Origin of the sequence: Pollutimonas rozaliensis (assembly GCF_048751585.1) — a bacterium.
Classification (GTDB): Bacteria; Pseudomonadota; Gammaproteobacteria; order Burkholderiales; family Burkholderiaceae_B.
In genome coordinates, this window is sequence record NZ_JAZHOB010000001.1 from 390,276 (window position 1) to 412,243 (window position 21,968).

Genomic DNA, 21,968 nt, shown 5'->3' on the forward strand with positions numbered 1-21,968 from the left:
ACACCCATGCTTCGTTCATTGCTGCCCCGTTCGCTGCGCGCTCGCCTGCTGCTTTTCACGCTGGGCACCATCCTGCTGGTGCAGGCCGCGACCTTCGCCTCGCTTTCCTACTACCGAAAGAAATTCACCGAAGAGGTCGCCGTCGAATTCACGGCCACGACGATACGCACCCTGCGCGCGTCGCTGGCGGAAATTCCTTCCGATGAGCGGGCCGATTTCGTACGCGGAGCGTCCCAGAACGAATGGCATTTGTGGTCGCGCAGCCTGCCCTCCGATGCCAGCCTGGAAGGCAAGCCCGGACAGGCAAGAATACAGCGAGCGCATCGGCACCCGCCGCCTCCGCCGCCGAGCGGCGACATACGGAACAACCTTAGGGGCTTCGTCAAGGCGCTGAACATGCGCTTGAGCGATGGAACGCGCGTGGCCCTGTCGCGCGGCCCCGAACCCAAGCTTTATATCTCGCTGCTGCCCGACTCCGACCTGGAAAGCACCCGCGCCAATCGCGAATGGCTGGTCATCCCGCTGGATCGCATCGCGCCGCCGGTGGCCACGCCCATGGTACTGGTGTGGCTGACCGGCATGGGCCTGTTCCTGCTGCTTGCCGCGGCGTTTTCATGGCATATCACCCGGCCCTTGACGCGGCTGGCCAAGGCGGCCGACCAGTTGGCGGCCGGACAGCCCCAGCGTGTGGTGCCATCGGGGCCCAGCGAAACCCGCCTGCTTGGCGAACGCTTCAATGCCATGCTGGACACTCTGGCTGAATCCAGCGCGGTCCAGCGTACCTTGTTGGCCGGCCTGCCGCACGATCTGAAAGGACCTTTGTCGCGCATGTGGCTGCGCATCGAAATGGTCGATGACCCCACCTTCCAGGAAGGAATGCGCAAGGACGTGCAGGACATGCAGCGCATGGTGAATCAATTCATCGGCTTTGTACGCGGCTCCGATCCCGGCTCTTACCAGTTCTCGCCATTGGAGCTGGGCGCCTGGCTGGAAGAACAGGTTTCGGCCTGGGAAAGCGCGGGCAGCCCGGTAACACTTGCAGGCATGAGCCGCCGGCCCCTGAACCTGAAAGCCGATAAAGTCGCACTGGGCCGCTTGCTGGACAACCTGATCACCAATGCGCTCAATCACGCGGCGCCGCCCGTCGAAATCACGCTGGAGGCCGAGTCGGACATGGCCGTCATCACCGTGGCGGACCACGGCCCCGGCATCAGCCCGGAACGGCGCGCCGAGGCTTTGCGGCCGTTTTCCCGTCTGGACGATGCGCGCACGCGCACCGGTTCGGTGGGGCTGGGCCTGGCCCTGGCCGATGCCATTGCCCGCGCCCACGGCGGCAGCCTGGCGCTGGACGAAGCGGCGGGCGGCGGATTGGCCGTACGCATCCGCCTGCCCCTAAAGCCGGCCGAGACAGCCGCAACCGACGGGAAAAAAAGGTCCTAGCCGTCGAACTCAGGCGGCGTCGGCGGTATCGACAGGCCGAACATGCGCCAATACACCCATATATTGAAGATCAACGCCACCGGCAAGGCTATGATGGTGCCCGCCAGAATCAGCCGCAATGAATCGACCGATGCGGCGGCATCCCAAATAGTGATGTCATCCAGAACCAGGTAGGGGAAAAAGCTGTATCCGAGTCCACCCAGCACCGCCAGGAAAATAAGCAGCGTCATCGCGAATGGCAGCGCCGTGGTCCGATAGCTGCTGTTGATCATGCGCTGCAAGCACATTTCGATTGAAACGAAACAAATCAGCAGGAATCCCCATAAGGCCACCACCACCGGCCAATGCGGGCCATCGCTCCATTTAAGAAAGACACCGGTGTTGGCGAATGCCAGCACGACCGACACCCCGACGGCCCCCGCCGCGGACCAGCGAACGGCCCGCCGGCCCCACATGACGGCGCGCGCCCTGAGCTCGCCCGCCACGCGCATGATCAGCCAGGCCGCCCCCAGCAGGCAGTAGGCGGCGATAGCGCACAGCCCGATGAATACGGAAAACCACAGGTAGCCCGATTGGGTCTGGTACGACACCACCACTTGAGCCAGCAGGAAGCCGTGCGCCAGCGCGGTAAGCAGCGAACCGAAAGCGAAGCCCAACAGCCAGCGCGACTGCAATTCCTGCGGCGCGCGCAAGCGCATTTCAAACGATACCGAACGCAACAGGACGCCCAGGGCCAGCACACACAGCGGCAGGTAGAGCTCGCCCATGACGCTGCCCCAGGCATTGGGGAAGGCGGCGACGAAAAGCCCCAGGCCCAGAAACAGCCAGAACTCGTTGGCATCGCGCCAAGGGCTCAGCAACGACAGCATGCGCGGACGCAAATCGGCCGGCGCGAATAAAGCCAGACAGCCCACGCCGACGTCGAAGCCGTCAAGCACCGTCCCCGCAACGATAATGGCGAAGAACAGGCCCATGAAAATCAGGGGCATCCAGAAAGAGGGGTCCTGGGCGCCCAGCCCCAGTGCCACCGCAAGCGAATCGATCATGCCCGCCCCCGTCTTCTGGCTATTGGCACGACGCCGTAGCGGGCAATATGCCGCAGCATCTGGAAGAATCCGGCCAAAAATAAAAGGTAAAAAGCCATATAGGCCAGATAACCGCCCAGCAATACATCAAATGCTGTATCACCCGCGATCTCGCTGACCGTCACGGTGCCGTTGACCGCATAGGGAAAGGCCCCCAGCAGCACATAGGCCAGGCCGGCCAGCAGCATGATCCAGCCCGAGAACGTCATGCCCACAAGCACGTGCCGCCAAGCCGTCGACAAGGCGCCCGGATCGTAGTGGACGCGCCGTGCGCGCCACAAGGTAAGCCAGGCGACCAGGGCCATGCATAGGCCGACCGCCGCCGCGAGCCTGAAGGACCAGAAGGTCAGCGCCACTGGCGGCGACATTCCCGCGAACTGGTCCAGGCCGCGCAGCTTGCCTTTGCCATCCCGCCCGAGCCATGCATCGCCGGCATGGCGCCATAGCCAGGCGGCCCGGTTCTCGGCGCGGGCCGCGTCAGGCCAGGCGAACAGTACAAGATCGGGCTGTTCGCCGCTGCGCCAATAGGCCGCCGTGGCCGCCGCCTTGGCCGGCTGGTATTGCGCCGTCATGCTGCCGGTTCCAGCCACCATGACGCCCTGCAGCAGGATGCCGGCCGCGGCGATCCAGATCGCCGTCTTGAATACCAGCCTGCCGCTTTCATCGATGGGGCGGCGCAAGGTTTGCGCCGTCACGATTCCCAGCATAAGGAAGCCCACCGTCAAAGCGCTGGCCAGCACGAACAATCCCGCATACCAGGGAAGCGCCGGATTGAACAAGACATCGGACCAGGCCATGACTTGGTAACGGGCGTCGACCAGCACCGCTCCAGCGGGAGTATGCATCCAGGAAAGCAGGACGATCAGCCAGAAGGACGACACGGCCACCCCTAGCGCCACCATGAAAACGATGAGGGCATGGGCTTTTTCGGACACATGCCGTTGCCCGAACAGCATGGCGCCCAGGAAGCAGGACTTGAAGATAAAGGCGGACAGTATTCCGGCGGCCAGCAAGGGGCCGGCGACGTTGCCGATCTTGTCCATGAGCTTGGGCCAAAGACTGCCGAACTGTATCAGCACGGGCAGGCTGGACGCGAAGCTCAGGATGAAGGCCAGCGCAAAAACCCGCACCCAGAAGCGGTAGGCCGCGATCCAGGCAGCATGATCCGGCCCGAACGAGCGTAGCTTGAAATACAGCAAAACCCAGGCCAGGCCCAGCTCGATGACAAGAAACAGCAACATGAATCCCAGGCTTGAAAAGAACTGGATCTGCGTCAGCCACAGTGTCGAGTAGGTCATAATGAGCGCTAGTTTAGAGCCAGTTCGCCATTTGTAAACCCGATAGGCGGGCAAATAGCGCTGAACGTGGCAAAATGCTTACTTCGCTCGACAATTCCTTGCTTATCCCGTATGACTTCTGTACCCGTGACCGCTCCTGTATCCAACTTCCTGCGCACTATTATCGATAACGACCTGGAGCAAGGCCGCTATGCGGGCAAGCGCTGGGCGGGCAAACCGGGTCCGGCGTCCGTGCAGGAGCGGGGCGAAATCGATTCCGCCCGCATCCGCACCCGCTTTCCGCCCGAGCCCAATGGCTATCTGCATATCGGCCACGCCAAGAGCATATGCCTGAACTTCGGCCTGGCGCGGGATTACCAGGGCGCCTGCCACCTGCGTTTCGACGACACCAATCCCGAAAAGGAAGAGGACGAGTACGTACACGCCATCATCGATATGGTGAAATGGCTGGGCTTCGACTGGAATTACCAAGAAGAGCATAACGGCTACTTTGCCAGCGACTATTTCGGCTATATGTATCAATTCGCCGAGGCCCTGGTGCAAGCCGGACTGGCTTATGTCGACGAGCAAAGCGCCGATCAGATGCGCGCCACGCGCGGCACCCTGACTGAAAAAGGCACGAATTCGCCCTGGCGCGACAGGCCCGTGCAGGAATCCCTGACCTTGTTGCGCGAAATGCGCGACGGCAAGCATCCGGACGGCAGCATGGCGCTGCGCGCCAAGATCGACATGGGCTCGCCCAACATCAATCTGCGCGACCCGGTGATGTACCGCATCCGCCACGTGGCCCATCACCGCACGGGCACGGATTGGTGCATCTACCCCATGTATTCCTGGGCCCATCCCGTGGAAGATGCGCTGGAAGGCATCACCCACAGCATCTGCACCCTGGAATTCGAAGATCAGCGCCCTTTCTACGACTGGATACTGAACCAGTTGGCCGACCTCGGGCAATTGGCCCGCCCCCTGCCCCGGCAGCACGAATTCGCGCGATTGCATCTTAGCTATGTCGTGACCAGCAAGCGCAAATTGCTGGAACTGGTGCGCGAAGGCCATGTGGACGGCTGGGACGATCCGCGCATGCCTACCTTGGCGGGCCTGCGGCGCCGCGGCTACACGCCCTCGTCCATACGCCTGTTCTGCGAACGCCTGGGCGTGTCCAAGGCCGATTCCCGCATCGATTACAGCATTCTGGAGCAGGCCTTGCGCGACGACCTGGACCCCAAGGCGGGACGCCTGGTGGCGGTGCTCGATCCCGTCAAGCTGGTCGTCACCAATTACCCGGAAGGCCAGACCGAGCTGTGCCATGCGCCGCGCAATCCGCATGACCCGGAGGCCGGGATGCGCGAATTCCCCTTCGCGCGCGAACTCCTGATCGAACGCGACGATTTCCGCGAGGAACCGCCCAAGAAATATTTCCGTCTCTTTCCCGGCAACACCGTGCGGCTCAAATACGGCTATATCGTCCGCTGCACCGGCTGCGTCAAGGATGCGGACGGCAACATCACCGAAGTCCATGCGGAATACCTGCCCGACACGAAAAGCGGCACGCCGGGCTCGGATTCGGTCAAGGTCAAGGGCAACATCACCTGGGTCAGCGCGGCGCATGCCGTGCCCGCCGAGGTCCGGCTGTATGATCGTCTCTTTTCCGATCCGCATCCCGACGCCGGCGACAAGAATTTTCTGGATGCCCTGAATCCCGCCTCCTGCACCACCGTGCAAGCCTGGCTGGAACCAGGGGCGCAGGCCGCTCCCGAAACACGCTGGCAATTCGAACGCCTGGGCTATTTCGTTGCCGACCGCGTAACGTCCACCATTGAAAAGCCGATCATCAATCGCGCAATCACTCTTAAAGATTCCTGGGCGCAGCAAAAATAAGGCGCGTCCGGCGCTGGATTTGTAATTTTTTATTAGCGGATAACGAAGTGAGCGACTCTTCCTCCAACCGAAAAGGCCAGTTGGCACTGGATTTCAAAAGTGCCACGCTGTATGCCCTGCGTGTCGTGCTGCATAGCCATGACGCCGCCGAATTGACCGCGGCGCTGCGGCAACGCATGAAGGACGCGGGCTCGTTTTTCGAGAACGAGCCGGTGGTCGTCGATGCCAGCCAGATCGAGCAAGACATAAACTGGGCCGCCCTTCTGAAGGCGCTGCGCGGGCACAGCCTGCACCCGGTCGGCATCGTGGCCCAGGGGGCCAACCTGAAGGCCGCCCAGGCGCAGGGGCTGGCGTCGGTGGATCTGGCCAATCCCGTCCCGCGCCCGGCCAGCACGCCCGCCCCGGACCAGGAAGTGCCGGTTGTCGCGCCGCCCGCCGCCGCGAATTCGGATTCCGCCGACGCCGCGCCCAAGACCCAGGAGCCGGCGGCGCCTGGCCCCGCCGACATCCCGCCCGCCGCCATGGTGATCACCCGTCCCTTGCGCTCGGGACAGCGCATCTACGCACGCAACACCGACCTGATCGTCATCGGCGTGGTCAGCCAGGGCGCCGAGGTCATTGCGGACGGCAACATCCATGTTTACGGGCCGTTGCGCGGCAAGGCCATGGCCGGCGCCCGCGGGGATGCCAACGCGCGCATCTTCACGACGCAGTTGGACCCCGAGCTGCTGGCCATTGCCGGCGTATACCGGGTCATCGAGACCCAGTTGGACAAGTCGCTGCGCAATCAGCCCACCATCGTCCATCTGGACGGCGACATCTTGCGCATGACGCCCCTGGGTCAGTGACGGATATTTTTTGTTGCCAAGCAAAGCGCGAATTAGCGTTGGCTTAGGCGGTTTTGATGCAATTTTGCATTACGATTACGTGATTTACAAAAACCTAAAGGAATTCAAACGTCATGGCGCGAATTGTTGTGGTGACTTCCGGCAAAGGCGGGGTGGGCAAAACGACCACCAGTGCAAGCTTCTCCTCCGGGCTGGCGATGAAAGGCCATAAAACCGTGGTTATCGATTTCGACGTCGGCTTGCGCAACCTGGACCTGATCATGGGCTGCGAACGCCGCGTGGTTTACGATTTCGTCAATGTCATCCAGGGTGAAGCCACGCTGAACCAGGCGCTGATCCGCGACAAACAGCTTGAAAACCTGTTTATCCTGCCCGCCTCCCAAACGCGCGACAAAGACGCCTTGACCCGCGAAGGCGTGGAAAAGGCGCTGAAAGACCTGGCCGACATGGGCTTCGAATATATCGTCTGCGACTCGCCCGCCGGGATCGAGACAGGCGCTCTCATGGCCTCGTACTTCGCCGATGACGCGCTGGTGGTGACCAACCCCGAGGTCTCGTCGGTGCGCGATTCCGATCGCATCCTGGGCATTTTATCGGCCAAGTCGCGGCGCGCCGAAAAAGGCGAAGAGCCCATCAAGGAATACCTGCTGCTGACCCGCTACAACCCCAAACGTGTCGCCGAGGGTGAAATGCTTTCGCTCAAAGACATCGAAGACATTCTGCGCATCAAGCTGATCGGGGTTGTTCCTGAATCCGAGTCCGTGCTGCAGGCCTCGAACCAGGGCATTCCCGCCATCCATATACGCGACAGCGACGTCGCCCTGGCCTACCAGGACGTGGTGGCGCGCTATCTGGGCGAAGAAAAGCCGCTGCGCTTCGTCGATTACGAAAAACCAGGTCTGTTCAAGCGCCTGTTCGGAGGGAAATAATATGTCCTTTCTTTCCTTTCTGCGCGGCCAGAAAAAAACCTCTGCCAGCGTGGCCCGAGACCGTCTGCAACTGATTCTTATCAACGAACGGGGCGACGGCGTTACACCCGACTACCTGCCGCGCCTGCAAAAAGAGCTGGTCGAAGTCATCTCGCGCTACGTCAAGATCAACCCTAACGACATCAAGGTCAATCTGGAGCGCCAGGATTCCCTGGAAATCCTGGAGGTCAAGATAGAAATGCCCCAGGTGGAAGCAAGCCAGAGCTGATCCCGTTTTGGCTGAACACGGGCCCGGCCTTGGCCGGACCGGTTCATCTCCCTAGGGAAAACCCATAAAAAAACCGCTGCGCGATGCAGCGGTTTTTTTATCCGGGTGTGCTTAGCGGTTCTTTCCGACCTGATCGCCGATGACACCGCCTATGGCTGCGCCGCCCACGGTACCCAGGATGCCGCCTCCGGTGATGACGGCGCCAGCGACACCGCCCAGGCCTGCGCCGGTAACGGTGCTTTTCTGGCGATGGCTCATGTTGTCCCACGAGGAACAACCACCCAAAGCCAGGGCAAGAATTCCGACGGCGGTCAATTTACCGAGAGTTGCTGATTTCATTTTTGATCTCCAAATAATGCGAGCGACACGCTAAAGTAGCCGATAGTCGGCGCCCAAGGCAACTTTTGCGCATATAGGCTTGTGAACGTCCGAAACAGTTGTATCAGGACGGGCTCAGGCGGATTTGATCAGGGCCAGAACCTCTTTGAACTGGGGATGTTCGGGCGTTTCCAGCCACTCGAACATCGCCATTTCAGCGCTTATTTGCTCCAGGCGATGATGATTCCAGCGACTTTGCGCCGCCAGGAGATCGGCGGCGCGGCGCGAACCGACGCAATCGCCAACCAGTATGGGCGTAAGCCCCTGTCGCGCCAGGCCCAAACCCGTTTGTAACACGCACACATGGGCTTCGGTGCCTATTAACAACACATTGCTGCGCCGCTTGGGCAATTCCTGAAGGAAGTGCCGTTCGCGCGTGGCATCGAAATGGGTCTTGTGAATAACGTGGTCGACCCACGGCCGCAAGAGCGGGCTGGTCGCGCCGATTTTTGCGGCGCAATGCTCCGTGGCGACCACGGGGACTCCCAGCAGTTGCGCTGCCTTGACCAGGCGCAACGCGCATTGCAGCAAAGGCTCGTGCCGGTCGATGGCGGGCAGCAAGGATGCCTGCATATCGACCAGCAGCACCATCGAATCGTGCGAACTCAGGATAGGCATGAAGATACCGTCCGGACGGCGGGTTATTTCAGAGCTTTATACCGCAAACGACGCGGCTTGGCACCTTCCTCACCCAGCCGTTGCTTCTTGTCGGCCTCGTATTCCTGATAGTTGCCGTCGAAGAACACTACCTGCGACTCGCCCTCGAAAGCCAGGATGTGCGTAGCGATGCGGTCCAGGAACCACCGGTCGTGGCTGATGACCATGACGCTGCCGGCAAATTCCAGCAAGGCGTCTTCCAGGGCACGCAGGGTCTCGACGTCGAGATCGTTGGACGGTTCGTCGAGGAGCAGCACATTCCCGCCGGCGATCAGGGTCTTGGCCAGGTGCAGGCGGCCGCGTTCGCCGCCCGACAGCTTGCCCACCACCTTGTTCTGGTCGGCGCCCTTGAAATTGAAGCGGCCCAGGTAGGCGCGCGACGGCATTTCGAAGCGGCCCACCGTAAGAAGATCGGCGCCGTCGGACACGGCATCGAACACCGTTTTGTCGTCGGGCAGGGATTCGCGGGATTGGTCCACAAAAGCCAGCTTGACGGTCTTGCCGATATTGACCGTGCCCGAATCGGGCTGCTCTTTGCCCGCAATCATGCGGAACAGTGTGGACTTGCCCGCGCCGTTAGGACCGATGATGCCGACGATGGCGCCCGCGGGAACCTTGAAGCTCAGATTGTCGATCAGCAGGCGGTCGCCGTAGGCCTTGCTGACGTTCTCGAATTCGATCACATCGTTGCCCAGGCGCTCGGCCACCGGTATGAAGATTTCCTGAGTCTCGTTGCGCTTCTGATATTCATGCGAGGAAAGCTCTTCGAAGCGCGCCAGACGCGCCTTGGCCTTGGCCTGCCTGCCCTTCGGATTCTGCCGCACCCACTCGAGCTCTTTCTTGATGGTGCGCTGACGCGCCGACTCGGAGGCTTCTTCCTGCTTCAGCCGGTCGTCTTTCTGCTCAAGCCATGAACTGTAGTTGCCCTTCCAGGGGATTCCGTAGCCGCGATCGAGTTCGAGTATCCATTCCGCCGCGTTGTCCAGGAAATAGCGGTCGTGGGTCACGCCGACGACGGTGCCCGGGAACTTGCGCAGGAACTGCTCCAGCCATTCAACGCTCTCGGCATCCAGGTGGTTGGTCGGTTCGTCAAGCAGCAGCATGTCGGGCTTGGACAGCAGCAGGCGGCACAGGGCGACGCGGCGCTTCTCGCCGCCGGACAACTTGCCGATGACGGCATCCCAGGGAGGCAGGCGCAGCGCATCGGCGGCGATTTCCATTTGATGCTCGATATCGTCGGCGCCGGTGGTGGCGGCCGCGGCGATGATGGCCTCGAGCTCAGCCTGCTCCGTCGCCAGCTTGTCGAAATCCGCATCGGGTTCGGAATAGGCGGTATACACCTCGTCGAGTCGCTTGCGGGCGGAAAAAAGCTCGCCCAGGCCCTCTTCGACCGACTGGCGCACGGTGTGCTCGGGATCCAGCACCGGCTCCTGGGGAAGGTAGCCGATCTTGATGCCGGGCATCGGAATGGCTTCGCCTTCGATATCCCGGTCTATGCCCGCCATGATCTTCAGCAAGGTCGACTTGCCGGAGCCGTTCAGGCCCAGCACGCCGATCTTGGCGCCGGGAAAAAACGACAGGGAGATGTCGCGCAGTATCTGCCGCTTCGGCGGCACGATCTTGCCGACCCGATTCATCGTGTATACATATTGAGCCATAACAAGCAAATCAAAGAATGGATAAAGGCCCGATTGTAGGCGCTATATGGAAAGCATGGCGGCGCAGCGCAATTCGAAAGCGCTTTGGACGCGAGGCCGGATGCCTTAGAATATCAAGTACGTTTTTTTCAGCCTTCTTCGCCATGCCCAGCCACCAAGAACCTCAACTTGTCTTCACCGCCGACGAACTCGACCTTCTGGGCCGCAGCGCCGATGCGCTGAGCGCCTACATGGGCAAGCCCGTTCTGGCCGAGGTCATGGACGCCGAGGAAACCGGCTTCGAATGGGTGATCTTCGCCGTGCCGCTGGACATCCAGGATGACCCCAGCGACCACGTGGTCGTGCAGATCGGAGGCAACGGCGCCAAGCTCATCGGCAATACCGGAGGCATGACGATTGCCGACGGCGACGTATTCGATTGCGAATACCTATGGGCCATCCAATTGTCCGACCTGGAAGGCGTGCGTTTCATCAAGGTGAACCAGGAAGGCGAGGAAATCGCCTGGACGGAAAACCTGCAAGACATCCTGCCCTTCATCATGACCGACGAGTTGGCCGCCGACGGCGGCCTGGACGACGACGAGGGCTACGATCCCGACGATGATCAGGATGACGACCTATACGGTCCCGACGACATCGATCCGCCCCGCACGCTGCACTAAGGCAACTTCAAGGCGCTAGGCCCTGACGCGATCGCGCACATACAGCATTGCGCCCACCGGCCACATCAATCCGACCAAGGTGCAGGACGCCATACCCCTAAGCTTGCGCCCTTTGGGCAGCGCCTGCCTGCTGTGCCTCAGATGCAGCGAGAATCGCGTGTAGCGCGCCGCCGCCATCAGAAAGGCCTGCGGCTGGTAGCGGAACCAGGGCAGGCATTCCACCACCGTATCCTGCGCCAGCAGCCACAAGCCCAGGGCGTGCTGCTGGCTTTCCTTGCCTTGCTTGGACAAGGAATCGGAGCTGTCGTGATACACCCTGAATACCTGGTTCACGAAGCGGGTCAGGTAGCCCGCCCGCGCAATGGCGCGCCAGACCAGGCTTTCCGGAACGAAGCCGGCGATCTCTTCAGGAAACGGAAACTGCAGCAGCACATCCGTGCGCAGGCAGCCGAACTTCTCGCCTTTCACATGGTACTTGAAGGTCATGTCCAGCGCCGTGGCGTCTATGATGTCGCGCGGAAACATATCGCCCACGATATGGCCGTCGGGCTGCGCGCACAAGCCGGTGATGGCGACAAAGCGGGAACGATCCCGCGGCGGGATCTCGCCCCAGACCACGGCCATGGTGTACAAGGCATTGGTGTCCAGGCTGTCGTCGCTGTCCAGGGCGACCACCAGTTCGCCGCTGGCCTTGCGGACGCCGCGATTGAAGGCTGTCTTTTTGTGCTGGTTTCTTTGCCACATATAGTGGATGGGAAAACTGGCTTCTTGCTGCCAGCCCATGACCATGGCACGGGTGTTATCCGTGGAGCCGTCGTCGACGATCACCCATTCGAAATCCTGGAAAGACTGTTCGCGCAAGGATGAATACACTCTTTCCAGCGTGTGCGCCCGGTTATACGTGGGCGTCACAACCGTAAAAAGATGGCGCCAGGTGGACATGTCGTTTTCTTTACGTATTTTGACTATGGCCGTCATCATAGGCCAAAAAAAAACCGCAGACCTGGTATCTGCGGTTTTCTTGCCATACTAACTTTTTGATACAAAAAGGGCTTGATGCGCGCCCATCGGACGCGCATTGTCCTTGTTTTTTAAGCGCGTTTTACTTTTTCCAGCATCTTGAAAACGCCCTTGGGCGCGCGCACGAAAAGGCGCTTGAACGCTTTGCCAAGGCAACGGCGTTCCAGGGTATTGCGACGCGTACGTTTGATTTCTGCCATGATGATCTCCGATCTTTGCATGCAAGGCTCGCAAACACGCGGCCCTAAAAATTCAGTTAACCCACGATTCTACCCCAAAACCATCCCCGGACACAAAAAAATGCCCCCACGCTGCACCTTCGGCTTGCTATCCACCTCGCGGCTTGCATGCCGCTCGGATTCGCCAGGCACAGGACAGTCCATTAGGACTCTCCTGTGTCCGGGCTCATCCCCGAGGGGGGCGCCTTTTGCCTTGGGGCGGCCCGGCGGCAAAAAAGGGGATGCACGGGCACGTCAAACAGAACGATTATCATATCGGCATGAGCTCACAAATCCGCATCTTCGGCGCACGCCAGAACAACCTTAAAAACCTTGATGTCGACATCAATACCGGTGAACTGCTGGTCGTTACCGGCGTCTCCGGCTCGGGCAAAAGCTCGCTGGCCTTCGACACGCTGTATGCCGAAGGCCAGCGGCGCTACGTGGAAACCTTTTCCCCCTACGCGCGCCAGTTCCTGGACCGCATGGACAAGCCCAAGGTCGAGCGCATCGAAGGAATTTTGCCCGCCATTGCCATCGACCAGGTGAATCCGGTGCGCAACTCGCGCAGCACGGTGGGCACCATGACCGAGCTGAACGATCATCTGAAGCTGCTGTTCGCCCGTCTGGGCCGCCTTTACTGCCAGTGTTGCGGCCAGCGCGTAGAGCGCGACAGCGCCGAATCCATACAGCAGCAACTGGCCGTGCGTTCTCAACCCGGCGACCCCCGGCTGGTGATCACCTTTCCCATCGTGATCCCCTCGAACTACACCGAGGACGAAGTCCGCGGCTTCCTGGATCAGCAAGGCTATACGCGCATTCACCACGAGGAAACCCGCCTGCACACGCCGCCCGCTCCCAAAGGAAAGACCAAGCGCGCGGCCAAGGCGGAAAAGCTGCGTGTCCTGCATGTCGTGCAGGATCGCTTCCGTTTCGCGGCGGCCGAGCCGCAACGCGTCATGGAGGCGCTGGACGCGGCGCTCAAGCAAGGCGATGGCCATGTCACGGTCTACGCAATGCCGGAGTCGTCCGACGAGAACGGCGCTGAAACCGCATGGCGCTTCAGCAATCGCTTGCACTGCGCGGCTTGCGACATCGAATACAGCACGCCTTTGCCCAGCACTTTTTCCTTCAATTCACCGCTGGGCGCCTGCGAATCCTGCCGCGGCTTCGGACGGGTCATGGGCATAGACTACGGCCTGGTGGTGCCGGACGAGAAAAAAACCTTGCGGGGCGGCGCCGTCAAACCCTGGCAAACCAATAGCTACAAGGAATGCCAGACAGAAATGGAGCAATACGCCGGCGCGGCGAATGTGCGGCTGGACACGCCATGGGAAGCCCTGGACGAACGCGAGAAGCGCTGGGTCATCGACGGTACGCCGGACTGGAAAGGCGGCGCGAACGCCTGGAAAACTCAGTGGTACGGCGCGCAGCGCTTCTTCGACTGGCTGGAATCGCGCGCCTACAAGATGCATGTGCGCGTTCTGCTGTCGAAGTACCGCAGCTATACGCCCTGCCCGGCCTGCGGCGGCGCGCGGCTAAAGCCCGAGGCGACGCTCTGGCGCCTGGGCAGCGATATCCATGCCAACGGCGACGGACACTATCCGCGCTTCATGCCGGTACATGTCAATTGGAGCCGCGAACTGCTGGACTCCTTGCCCGGCCTGGGCATACACGACCTGATGCGGCTGCCCATTGAACGCGTGCGCGATTATTTCATTGACATCAGCTTCGGCGCGAGCCTGGACGCGGCCATCGACCTGCTGCTCAATGAAGTGCGCACCCGCTTGAAGTTCCTGTGCGACGTCGGCCTTGGCTATTTGTCGCTGGATCGGCAAAGCCGCACACTGTCCGGCGGCGAAGTCCAGCGCATCAACCTGACCACCGCCCTGGGCACCTCGCTGGTGAACACCCTGTTCGTACTGGATGAGCCATCCATCGGCCTGCACCCGCGCGACATGCATCGCGTGGTGGAGGTCATGCACCGCTTGCGCGCCAACGGCAACACGCTGGTGGTCGTCGAGCACGATCCGCAAGTCATGATCGCCGCCGACCGGATCCTGGACATTGGCCCGGGGCCCGGCGAACGCGGCGGGCAAATTGTTTTCGACGGCACGCCGGCGCAATTGCGCAATGCCGACACCCTTACCGGCAACTACCTGGGCAGCCGCCTGCGCGTCGAGGCGCCCCGGCCCATGCCGGTGGCCGCCAACACGCCCCGCCTGCTGCTGGAAGGCGCCCGGGCCAACAACCTGAAAAACGTTTCCATATCCATTCCGCTGGGGCGCCTGGTATGCGTTACCGGGGTGTCGGGATCCGGCAAATCAACCTTGATACAGGATGTGCTGTATCCGGCCATACTCAAGCACCAGGGCAAGCCCACCGAGTCGCCCGGAGACCATGACCGGCTGCTGGGCGCGGAGCAACTGGCCGAGGTCGTCATGGTCGACCAGACGCCCATCGGCAAGACGGCGCGGTCCAATCCCGCCAGCTATGTGGGCGCCTTCGACGCCATACGCAAGCTCTTTGCGCAAGCCACGCTATCCCGGGAACGCGGCTATACCGCCGGCACCTTCAGCTTCAACACCGGCGACGGGCGCTGCCCGACCTGCGGCGGCACCGGTTTCGAACATGTCGAAATGCAGTTCCTGTCGGACGTCTATCTGCGCTGCCCGGATTGCGACGGCAAGCGCTTCCGGCCTGAAATACTGGAAGTCAGGGTGGAACACCTGGGCCGCAGCGCCTCGATTGACGAAGTTCTGGAAATGACCATCAGCGAAGCCCTGGATTTCTTCAGCGGCCTGCGCGATGTGCAATGGGGTCTGGCGCCGCTGGCCGACGTCGGCCTGGAATACGTGCGCCTGGGCCAGCCGGTGCCGACGCTATCGGGCGGCGAAGCGCAACGGCTGAAGCTGGCCGGCCACCTGGCCAGCGCCGCGCGCGACGGGATATCCACCGCCAAGGTCGCCAGGAAGGGCAGCCTCTTCCTGTTCGACGAGCCCACCACCGGCTTGCACTTCGATGATGTGGCACGCCTGATGCGAGCCTTCCGCAAGCTGCTGGCCGCCGGCCACTCGCTGCTTATCATCGAGCACAACCTGGATGTGATACGGGCGGCCGACTGGCTGATCGACCTGGGGCCGGAAGGCGGCGACGCCGGCGGCCAGGTTGTCGGCATCGGAACCCCCGAGGAACTGACCCGTATTCCGGCATCGCATACCGGCCGGGCGCTGGCCGACTACACCAGCGCCATCGTCTATGAAGATAAGTCGCAGCAGGCACGACTGCTGGCCGAGCCGACCAGTGAATATGGCGTAGCGGGAACTCCGCTGCAAAGCGTGCTCAAGCGCCGGCGCGGCGCCGCGCGCAGCATAGACATACTCAATGCGCGCGAACACAACCTGAAGGGTGTCAATGTCAGCATTCCGCGCGATACCTTCACCGTCATCACGGGCGTATCGGGCTCGGGCAAATCCACGCTGGCGTTCGACATCCTGTTCAACGAAGGCCAGCGCCGCTACCTGGAATCGCTGAACGCCTATGCGCGCGCCATCGTCCAGCCGGCCGGCAAGCCCGATGTCGATGCCATATACGGGATACCGCCCACCGTCGCGATCGAGCAGCGCACCAGCCGCGGGGGCCGCAAGTCCACCGTCGCCACCATGACGGAAATCCATCATTTCCTGCGCCTGCTGTACGTAAAGCTGGGCACGCAGATGTGCCCCACCTGCAAGGTTCCGGTCGAGCCGCAAAAGGCCGAGCAGATCGTGGCGCAGATATTGACGGATTATCGAGGCCGCCACATCGGCATCGTGGCTCCGCTGGTCAGTGCTCGCAAGGGTTATTACACCGACCTGGCCAAATGGGCGGCGGGCAAGGGCCACACGCACTTGCGCGTCGACGGCGAATTCATTCCCGTTGCGCCCTGGCCCAGGCTGGACCGCTACAAGGAACACACCATAGAACTGCCGGTGGCCGATCTGCTGGTCGACCCGCGTCACGAACCCGAATTGCGCGAAGCCGTACGCAGCGCGCTGGAGCATGGCCAGGGCAGCTTCAGCGTGCTGCTCGACCTGACGCCGGATGGCGCCGCCTCGCTGGATGAGCGGCGCAATGCCGGGCCGCGCGCCGCCCCTGAACAGAAGCACTTCTCGGTCAAGCGCGCCTGCCCCAGCTGCGGCACCAGCTTTCCGGAGCCCGATCCGCGCATGTTCTCGTACAACTCCAAGCATGGCTGGTGCACCGCCTGCTTCGGCACCGGCCTGCAACTGGCTGGCTTCGACGCCGAACAGACCGGTGAAGAGACCGCATGGAACGCCTGGTACGAGGGCAATACCGAAGCCTGCGGCGCCTGCCATGGCGAACGGCTGAACCCTGTATCCCGCGCATTCCGCTGGCGCGACCGATCCATTGCCGAACTGGCCGCCCTGCCCGTGTCCGACGCGCAAGCCTTCTTTACAGGACTGGTCAGCCGCGGCCGCGAAGGCGAGATAGCCCGCGACATCCTTGCCGAAATCCAGGGCCGGCTGAACTTCATGCAACAGGTCGGCCTGGGCTACCTGGCCCTGGATCGCGCCGCCCCGACGCTTTCTGGCGGCGAAGCGCAACGCATACGGCTGGCGGCCCAGTTGGGCTCGAACCTTCAGGGCGTCTGCTATGTGCTCGATGAACCCACGATAGGGCTGCACGCGCGGGACAACCGCATACTGCTCGATGCACTGGCCGCGCTGGAAGGCAACGGCAATACGCTGGTGGTCGTCGAGCACGACGAGGACACCATACGGCGCGCCTCGCACATCATCGACATCGGCCCCGGCGCCGGCACGCGAGGCGGCATGGTGGTGGCGCAAGGCACCGCGCAGGACCTGATGGACAATCCGGCCTCGGTCACCGGACGCTACTTGAAGAAACCCTTGCCGCATCCGCTGCAAGCGCGCCGTCCCATCGACGGCGGCACCGGCATGATACGGGTCGAGGGCGCGCACCTGCATAATCTGCGCAACGTCGCCGCCAGCCTGCCCATAGGCCGCCTTAGCGTGGTCACGGGCGTATCGGGCTCGGGCAAATCCACACTGGCGCGAGACGTACTGCTGGACAATCTCGCTCAGGCCGTGTCGCAGCGCAAGGCGCCCGCATGGCATGGCTGCGTCGGCATTTCCGGATGGGAGCACATCGACCGGGTGCTGGAGGTCGACCAGACCCCGATAGGAAAGACGCCCCGCTCCTGCCCCGCCACCTATGTCGGCTTCTGGGACGATGTGCGCAAGCTGTTCGCCGATACGCGCGACGCGCGTGTGCGCGGGTGGACCGCGGCCCGCTTCTCGTTCAACACCGGCGAGGGCCGCTGCCCGGTATGCGAAGGCCAGGGCATGCGCACCATAGAAATGAGTTTCCTGCCCGATGTGAAGGTGTTGTGCGATGGCTGCAACGGCGAACGCTTCAACCGCGACACGTTGAATGTGACCTGGCGCGGCAAGAGCGCCGGCGAAGTCCTGAAGATGGAAGTCGACGAGGCGGTTGAATTCTTCGCCGCGCATTCCAGGATCTCCCGCATACTGCAGTTGATGCAGGATGTCGGGCTGGGCTATTTGACGCTGGGCCAGCCCTCGCCCACCTTGTCGGGCGGCGAGGCGCAGCGCATCAAACTGGTCACCGAGCTGGCCAAGGCCAGGCTGACCGACGGCGTCATCAAAACCGGCCGGGTCTCGCGCATACCGCATACCCTGTACGTGCTGGACGAACCCACCGTGGGCCTGTCCATCGCCGATGTGGAAAAGCTGATCCATGTGCTGCACAGGCTGGTCGAGGCCGACAATACCGTCGTCGTCATCGAGCACAACCTGGACATCATCGCCGAGGCCGACTGGGTGCTGGATCTGGGCCCGGAAGGCGGCAGCGGCGGCGGACGACTGGTGGCGCAAGGCGCACCGGAGCATATCATCGACCTAAGGGCAAAATCGCACACCGGCGCGGTCCTGCACGATTTCCTGGAAGCCGCCGGTTAGGGCCTGCTTATGCTTTGCCGCTACGAGAATCGCCTGTCGGGACAGGCGCTGGAATTGGACGGTTTCCTGCGCCGCATCGTTGCGCATACGGCGGAGCAGTTGCCCATGGCTTTCCGGGAAATCGAGGCAGCGCGGGAACAGGGTCTCTGGACCGCGCTGCTGCTGGACTATGAATTGGGCGAATGGCTGGAGCCGGCCTTTTCAGCTGCGGGCCCGGCCACCGAGGCATCGGGTCGGCCGCGCCTGACCGCGCTGGTGTTCGAGCGGGCGCACACGGTGCCGGTTTGGAACGCGCCCGAATCCGAAGATCCGATTTCCCTGCAAATCCGCCCCCGGATCGACAAGAGGCTCTATCTTGAAAACATTGCCCGCCTGCGCGCCAGCATAGGGCGCGGCGAGCTGTACCAGGCCAATTACACCTTCCCTATTGCCGTGGAAAGTTCCGCAACGCCGCGCGATCTGTACCGGCATATTGCGGCCAGGCACCCCGCCGCGCATGGCGCCTACATCGAAGACGGCGCGCGCAGCATCCTGTCGTTCTCTCCCGAATTGTTCGTATCCCGCCAGGGCGCCGCGCTGACCGTGCGCCCCATGAAAGGCACCGCGCCGCGCCATGCCGACCCCGCGCAAGACCAGCGGGCTGCTCAAGATCTGCTGCGCAGCGAAAAGAACCGCGCCGAAAACCTGATGATCGTCGACCTGCTGCGCAACGACCTGGGACGCCTGGCCACGCCGGGATCGGTCAAGGTAACGGACATGTTCGCGCTGGAGCGCTATCCCTCGGTCTGGACCCTGACCTCTACCGTGACCGCCCAGGCCCCGCATGCCGGCCTGGAGGACTTGCTGCGCGCGCTGTTCCCCTGCGGCTCGATCACCGGCGCGCCGAAGATCGCGGCGATGAGCAAGATCAGGGCGCTGGAAACTTCGGCGCGCGGCATCTACTGCGGCAGCGTCGGCTGGCTGGCGCCGAATGGCGACTGCTCGCTGAACGTGGCCATACGGACGATAGAAATGACGGACGGGCGTAGCGGCATCTTTGGCGTGGGCGGCGGCATTGTCCACGATTCCCAGGCCGAACTGGAATGGCAGGAATGCCTGTGGAAGGCGCGCATCCTGGAGACCGGTTCCGCTTCAAACCCGGACAAACCCCAAACCGCATCAACCACCAGCCAGGCATGCCATGGACTTGCAGAATATTCAGTTGATTGAAACCATGCGCGTCGAAACCGGGCGCCGCATCCCCTTGCTGGCCGGCCATCGCCGACGGCTGCGGGCCTCGTGCCTGGCGCTGGGCTACGCCTGGCCCGGCGAACACCTGGACGCCGCCATCCATGAATGCCTTGCCGGATTGGACGCGGAGTCCGTCCACCGCCTGCGACTGCTGGTCAGCGTAGACGGCAAGCTATCGCTGCAAGCCAATCCGCTTCCGCCTACGCCCACCCCCGTCCAACTGCGCGTGTGCGCCACGCCGCTGCAAGCCGAAGCCTTATGGCTGCGGCACAAGACGACAAGGCGGCCCTGGTATGCACAAGCCCAGGCCTGGCTGGAGCGGCATCCCGGGTACTTCGATATCGTGTACTGCAACGACAAGGATGAAGTCTGCGAAGGCAGCCGCAGCAATATCTACGTCTGGGACGGCTCGGAAAATTGGCTGACACCGCCCGACGCTTGCGGGCTGCTGCCCGGCGTACAGCGGCAGGCTCTGCTGGATGCCGGCCTGGCCCGCGTGGCGGTGCTGGCCCGCGGCGACCTGCTGAACGCGCCGGCCCTGCGCGTGTCCAACGCTTTGCGCGGATGGCTGGATGCGGCGATACCGCCTTTCGAACCCGTATAATCAGGCATGATTCCATTTTCCCGTCACGCCGGCGCATCGCCTGCGGCAACGCCGCCGCGCAGCCAACGGATCGCCTTCCCTTTGCACAAGGCGGTCATCTGAAAACGCCCAAAAGACTCACTCCCCTGCTTGAAGAAGGACTCATCGACGAGGTGCTGGGCCAGTTGATGAGCGGCAAGGAGGCTACGGTGTATATCGTGCGCAGCGGAGACTCGACGCGCTGCGCCAAGGTCTACAAGGATGCCAAGCAGCGCAGCTTCAGGCAGGCCGCCTCCTACCGGGATGGCCGCAAGGTGCAGAACAGCCGGCAGGCGCGCGCCATGGAAAAAGGCACACGCTACGGCAGGCAGATGCAGGAAGAGCTATGGCAGAACGCCGAAGTCGATGCGCTGTTTCGCCTGGCCAACGCGGGCGTGCGCGTGCCCCAGCCGTATATCTGCACCGATGGCGTCCTGCTGATGGAGTTGGTCGTCGACCAGGCCGGCGACGTGGCGCCGCGCCTGAACGATGTCGCGTTCACCGAAGCGCAGGCCCTGGAACTGCACGGGCAGTTGCTGACGCAGGTCGTCCGCATGCTGGGCGCCGGGATGATACATGGCGACTTGTCGGAATACAACATCCTGCTGGCCGCCGACGGCCCGGTCATCATAGATCTTCCCCAGGCGGTGGATGCGGCCGGCAACAGCGAAGCTCCCGCCATGCTCAAGCGCGACGTCGACAACCTGGCGGTTTTCTTCGGCCAGTATGCGCCGCGGCTTCTTGAATCGAATTACGGCCAGGAAATCTGGGCGCTGTTCGAAGCAGGCGCGCTGACCATCGATACCCCGCTTACCGGCCATGTCGAGACGGACAACAGCCCCGTCGACATGGACAGCCTGATGGACGATCTGGAAGACGCGCGCCTGGAGGAAGAGGCGCGCCTGCGATACGCGCAGGAGATGCGCTAGCGCGGCCCTGGGCTATATTGATGCAATTCGTACCTACCGCAAGGAAACACATGTCCGACCTGTCTGTCTTTCCCATCACAAAGAAATGGCCAGCCCAACACCCCGAGCGCATCCAGCTTTATTCGCTGCCCACGCCCAACGGCGTAAAGGCATCGATCATGCTGGAAGAAACCGGCCTGCCCTACGAGCCCCATCTGGTCAGCTTCGATACGAACGACCAGACATCGCCGGAATTCCTTTCGCTGAGTCCCAACAACAAGATCCCGGCCATACTGGATCCGGATGGCCCGGGCGGGCAGCCCCTGCCCCTGTTCGAGTCCGGCGCCATCCTTATTTACCTGGCCGACAAGGCCGGCCGCTTCATGCCGCAAGACCCCGCCGAGCGCTACCAAGCCATACAGTGGCTGATGTTCCAAATGGGCGGGATAGGCCCCATGTTCGGCCAATTGGGTTTCTTCCATAAATTCGCCGGCAAGGATTACGAGGACAAGCGTCCGCGCGATCGCTACGTCGCCGAATCGAAGCGGCTGCTGCGCGTGCTCGATGAACGACTGGCCGGCCGGGACTGGATCATGGGCGACGCCTATACCATCGCCGACATCGCCGTCTTTCCTTGGGTGCGCAATCTTATCGGCTTCTACGCCGCGGGCGAGCTGGTGGGCATCCAGGACTTCAGCAATGTCACGCGCGTGCTTGACAGCTTCCTGAGCCGCCCCGCTGTTGCCAGAGGCCTGGACATACCGAAGCGCGGATAAGAAGGCGACGGCCTTCTTCAACGATTCATACGCTATACTCCAATGCGGGTGTTCACACATTGGGGTGTGGCAGGTTTATGCGATGGTC

18 protein-coding genes are annotated in these 21,968 nt (G+C 62.3%); 11 read left to right on the forward strand and 7 right to left on the reverse strand.

Translation table 11 applies throughout. The features are described 5' to 3' along the window. Positions 1-6 precede the first annotated feature (6 nt). Positions 7-1,440: a sensor histidine kinase gene (locus tag V0R37_RS01800; RefSeq protein ID WP_420372856.1), complete on the forward strand. Its 1,434-nt coding sequence runs from the start codon at positions 7-9 to the stop codon at positions 1,438-1,440. Here the strand turns inward: V0R37_RS01800 and V0R37_RS01805 are convergent. Both V0R37_RS01805 and V0R37_RS01810 read right to left on the reverse strand, forming a co-directional pair. Beyond that, complete coding sequence (locus V0R37_RS01805; RefSeq protein WP_420372857.1) at positions 1,437-2,486, reverse strand: cytochrome d ubiquinol oxidase subunit II; 1,050 nt, start codon at positions 2,484-2,486, stop codon at positions 1,437-1,439. The two genes, V0R37_RS01800 and V0R37_RS01805, sit on opposite strands and share 4 nt — an antisense overlap. Continuing rightward, a complete protein-coding gene (locus tag V0R37_RS01810) occupies positions 2,483-3,823 on the reverse strand; it encodes a cytochrome ubiquinol oxidase subunit I (protein WP_420372858.1) in 1,341 nt (446 codons plus the stop codon). The genes V0R37_RS01805 and V0R37_RS01810 overlap by 4 nt, the downstream gene beginning before the upstream one ends. A 111-nt stretch (positions 3,824-3,934) precedes the next feature. Between V0R37_RS01810 and V0R37_RS01815 the strand changes: the two genes are divergently transcribed. From V0R37_RS01815 to minE, 4 genes are all read left to right on the forward strand, one after another. Further along, on the forward strand, positions 3,935-5,701 hold the full coding sequence (locus tag V0R37_RS01815) for a glutamine--tRNA ligase/YqeY domain fusion protein (RefSeq protein WP_420372859.1): 1,767 nt from the start codon (positions 3,935-3,937) through the stop codon (positions 5,699-5,701). A 47-nt stretch (positions 5,702-5,748) separates the two neighbouring features. Continuing rightward, complete coding sequence (gene minC, locus V0R37_RS01820) at positions 5,749-6,549, forward strand: septum site-determining protein MinC (RefSeq protein WP_420372860.1); 801 nt, start codon at positions 5,749-5,751, stop codon at positions 6,547-6,549. 113 nt (positions 6,550-6,662) lie between these two features. Further along, positions 6,663-7,478, forward strand: coding sequence for a septum site-determining protein MinD (gene minD, locus V0R37_RS01825; RefSeq protein ID WP_420372861.1), 816 nt, complete (start codon positions 6,663-6,665; stop codon positions 7,476-7,478). 1 nt (position 7,479) lies between these two features. Beyond that, positions 7,480-7,746 carry a cell division topological specificity factor MinE gene (gene minE, locus V0R37_RS01830; RefSeq protein WP_420372862.1) on the forward strand — a complete coding sequence of 89 codons (267 nt, stop codon included), beginning with the start codon at positions 7,480-7,482 and terminating at the stop codon, positions 7,744-7,746. Positions 7,747-7,857: 111 nt separating this feature from the next. On the opposite strand, the gene V0R37_RS01835 is transcribed toward minE, so the two are convergent. The 3 genes from V0R37_RS01835 to ettA all read right to left on the reverse strand — a co-directional run bounded on the left by V0R37_RS01835 (position 7,858) and on the right by ettA (position 10,439). Continuing rightward, positions 7,858-8,085: a YMGG-like glycine zipper-containing protein gene (locus tag V0R37_RS01835; RefSeq protein WP_420372863.1), complete on the reverse strand. Its 228-nt coding sequence runs from the start codon at positions 8,083-8,085 to the stop codon at positions 7,858-7,860. Between the two features lie 114 nt (positions 8,086-8,199). Beyond that, positions 8,200-8,742: an isochorismatase family protein gene (locus tag V0R37_RS01840; RefSeq protein WP_420372864.1), complete on the reverse strand. Its 543-nt coding sequence runs from the start codon at positions 8,740-8,742 to the stop codon at positions 8,200-8,202. A gap of 23 nt (positions 8,743-8,765) precedes the next feature. Beyond that, positions 8,766-10,439 carry an energy-dependent translational throttle protein EttA gene (ettA, locus tag V0R37_RS01845; RefSeq protein ID WP_420372865.1) on the reverse strand — a complete coding sequence of 558 codons (1,674 nt, stop codon included), beginning with the start codon at positions 10,437-10,439 and terminating at the stop codon, positions 8,766-8,768. Positions 10,440-10,582: 143 nt separating this feature from the next. Here ettA and V0R37_RS01850 point away from each other — a divergent pair, with 143 nt between their 5' ends. Beyond that, complete coding sequence (locus tag V0R37_RS01850; protein WP_420372866.1) at positions 10,583-11,101, forward strand: hypothetical protein; 519 nt, start codon at positions 10,583-10,585, stop codon at positions 11,099-11,101. Between the two features lie 15 nt (positions 11,102-11,116). Here V0R37_RS01850 and V0R37_RS01855 read toward each other — a convergent pair whose 3' ends face one another. Both V0R37_RS01855 and V0R37_RS01860 read right to left on the reverse strand, forming a co-directional pair. After that, on the reverse strand, positions 11,117-12,043 hold the full coding sequence (locus V0R37_RS01855) for a glycosyltransferase family 2 protein (protein ID WP_420372867.1): 927 nt from the start codon (positions 12,041-12,043) through the stop codon (positions 11,117-11,119). Between the two features lie 149 nt (positions 12,044-12,192). Then, positions 12,193-12,321 (reverse strand): hypothetical protein, encoded by a 129-nt coding sequence (locus V0R37_RS01860; protein ID WP_264129781.1) that lies wholly within the window; start codon positions 12,319-12,321, stop codon positions 12,193-12,195. 299 nt (positions 12,322-12,620) lie between these two features. On the opposite strand from V0R37_RS01860, the gene uvrA reads away from it, so the two are divergent. The 5 genes from uvrA (at position 12,621) to V0R37_RS01885 (ending at position 21,880) form a co-directional block, all read left to right on the forward strand. Then, complete coding sequence (gene uvrA / locus V0R37_RS01865) at positions 12,621-18,344, forward strand: excinuclease ABC subunit UvrA (protein ID WP_420372868.1); 5,724 nt, start codon at positions 12,621-12,623, stop codon at positions 18,342-18,344. Positions 18,345-18,353: 9 nt separating this feature from the next. Then, a complete protein-coding gene (locus tag V0R37_RS01870; RefSeq protein WP_420372869.1) occupies positions 18,354-19,553 on the forward strand; it encodes an aminodeoxychorismate synthase component I in 1,200 nt (399 codons plus the stop codon). After that, positions 19,525-20,178: an aminotransferase class IV gene (locus tag V0R37_RS01875; RefSeq protein WP_420372870.1), complete on the forward strand. Its 654-nt coding sequence runs from the start codon at positions 19,525-19,527 to the stop codon at positions 20,176-20,178. The genes V0R37_RS01870 and V0R37_RS01875 overlap by 29 nt, the downstream gene beginning before the upstream one ends. 98 nt (positions 20,179-20,276) lie before the next feature. Further along, positions 20,277-21,125, forward strand: a complete 849-nt coding sequence (locus V0R37_RS01880) for a PA4780 family RIO1-like protein kinase (RefSeq protein WP_420373123.1) — start codon at positions 20,277-20,279, stop codon at positions 21,123-21,125. A 50-nt stretch (positions 21,126-21,175) separates the two neighbouring features. Then, positions 21,176-21,880 (forward strand): glutathione S-transferase N-terminal domain-containing protein, encoded by a 705-nt coding sequence (locus tag V0R37_RS01885; RefSeq protein WP_420372871.1) that lies wholly within the window; start codon positions 21,176-21,178, stop codon positions 21,878-21,880. Positions 21,881-21,968 lie beyond the last annotated feature (88 nt).

Excerpts from the sequence above, each read along its gene's own strand:
- V0R37_RS01800 (WP_420372856.1), top strand. The coding sequence starts at position 7 with ATGCTTCGTTCATTGCTGCCCCGTTCGCTGCGCGCTCGCCTGCTGCTT.
- V0R37_RS01805 (WP_420372857.1), bottom strand. The coding sequence starts at position 2,486 with ATGATCGATTCGCTTGCGGTGGCACTGGGGCTGGGCGCCCAGGACCCC.
- V0R37_RS01810 (WP_420372858.1), bottom strand. The coding sequence starts at position 3,823 with ATGACCTACTCGACACTGTGGCTGACGCAGATCCAGTTCTTTTCAAGC.
- V0R37_RS01815 (WP_420372859.1), top strand. The coding sequence starts at position 3,935 with ATGACTTCTGTACCCGTGACCGCTCCTGTATCCAACTTCCTGCGCACT.
- minD (WP_420372861.1), top strand. The coding sequence starts at position 6,663 with ATGGCGCGAATTGTTGTGGTGACTTCCGGCAAAGGCGGGGTGGGCAAA.
- minE (WP_420372862.1), top strand. The coding sequence starts at position 7,480 with ATGTCCTTTCTTTCCTTTCTGCGCGGCCAGAAAAAAACCTCTGCCAGC.
- V0R37_RS01835 (WP_420372863.1), bottom strand. The coding sequence starts at position 8,085 with ATGAAATCAGCAACTCTCGGTAAATTGACCGCCGTCGGAATTCTTGCC.
- V0R37_RS01840 (WP_420372864.1), bottom strand. The coding sequence starts at position 8,742 with ATGCCTATCCTGAGTTCGCACGATTCGATGGTGCTGCTGGTCGATATG.
- ettA (WP_420372865.1), bottom strand. The coding sequence starts at position 10,439 with ATGGCTCAATATGTATACACGATGAATCGGGTCGGCAAGATCGTGCCG.
- V0R37_RS01850 (WP_420372866.1), top strand. The coding sequence starts at position 10,583 with ATGCCCAGCCACCAAGAACCTCAACTTGTCTTCACCGCCGACGAACTC.
- V0R37_RS01855 (WP_420372867.1), bottom strand. The coding sequence starts at position 12,043 with ATGTCCACCTGGCGCCATCTTTTTACGGTTGTGACGCCCACGTATAAC.
- V0R37_RS01860 (WP_264129781.1), bottom strand. The coding sequence starts at position 12,321 with ATGGCAGAAATCAAACGTACGCGTCGCAATACCCTGGAACGCCGTTGC.
- uvrA (WP_420372868.1), top strand. The coding sequence starts at position 12,621 with ATGAGCTCACAAATCCGCATCTTCGGCGCACGCCAGAACAACCTTAAA.
- V0R37_RS01870 (WP_420372869.1), top strand. The coding sequence starts at position 18,354 with ATGCTTTGCCGCTACGAGAATCGCCTGTCGGGACAGGCGCTGGAATTG.
- V0R37_RS01875 (WP_420372870.1), top strand. The coding sequence starts at position 19,525 with ATGGACTTGCAGAATATTCAGTTGATTGAAACCATGCGCGTCGAAACC.
- V0R37_RS01885 (WP_420372871.1), top strand. The coding sequence starts at position 21,176 with ATGTCCGACCTGTCTGTCTTTCCCATCACAAAGAAATGGCCAGCCCAA.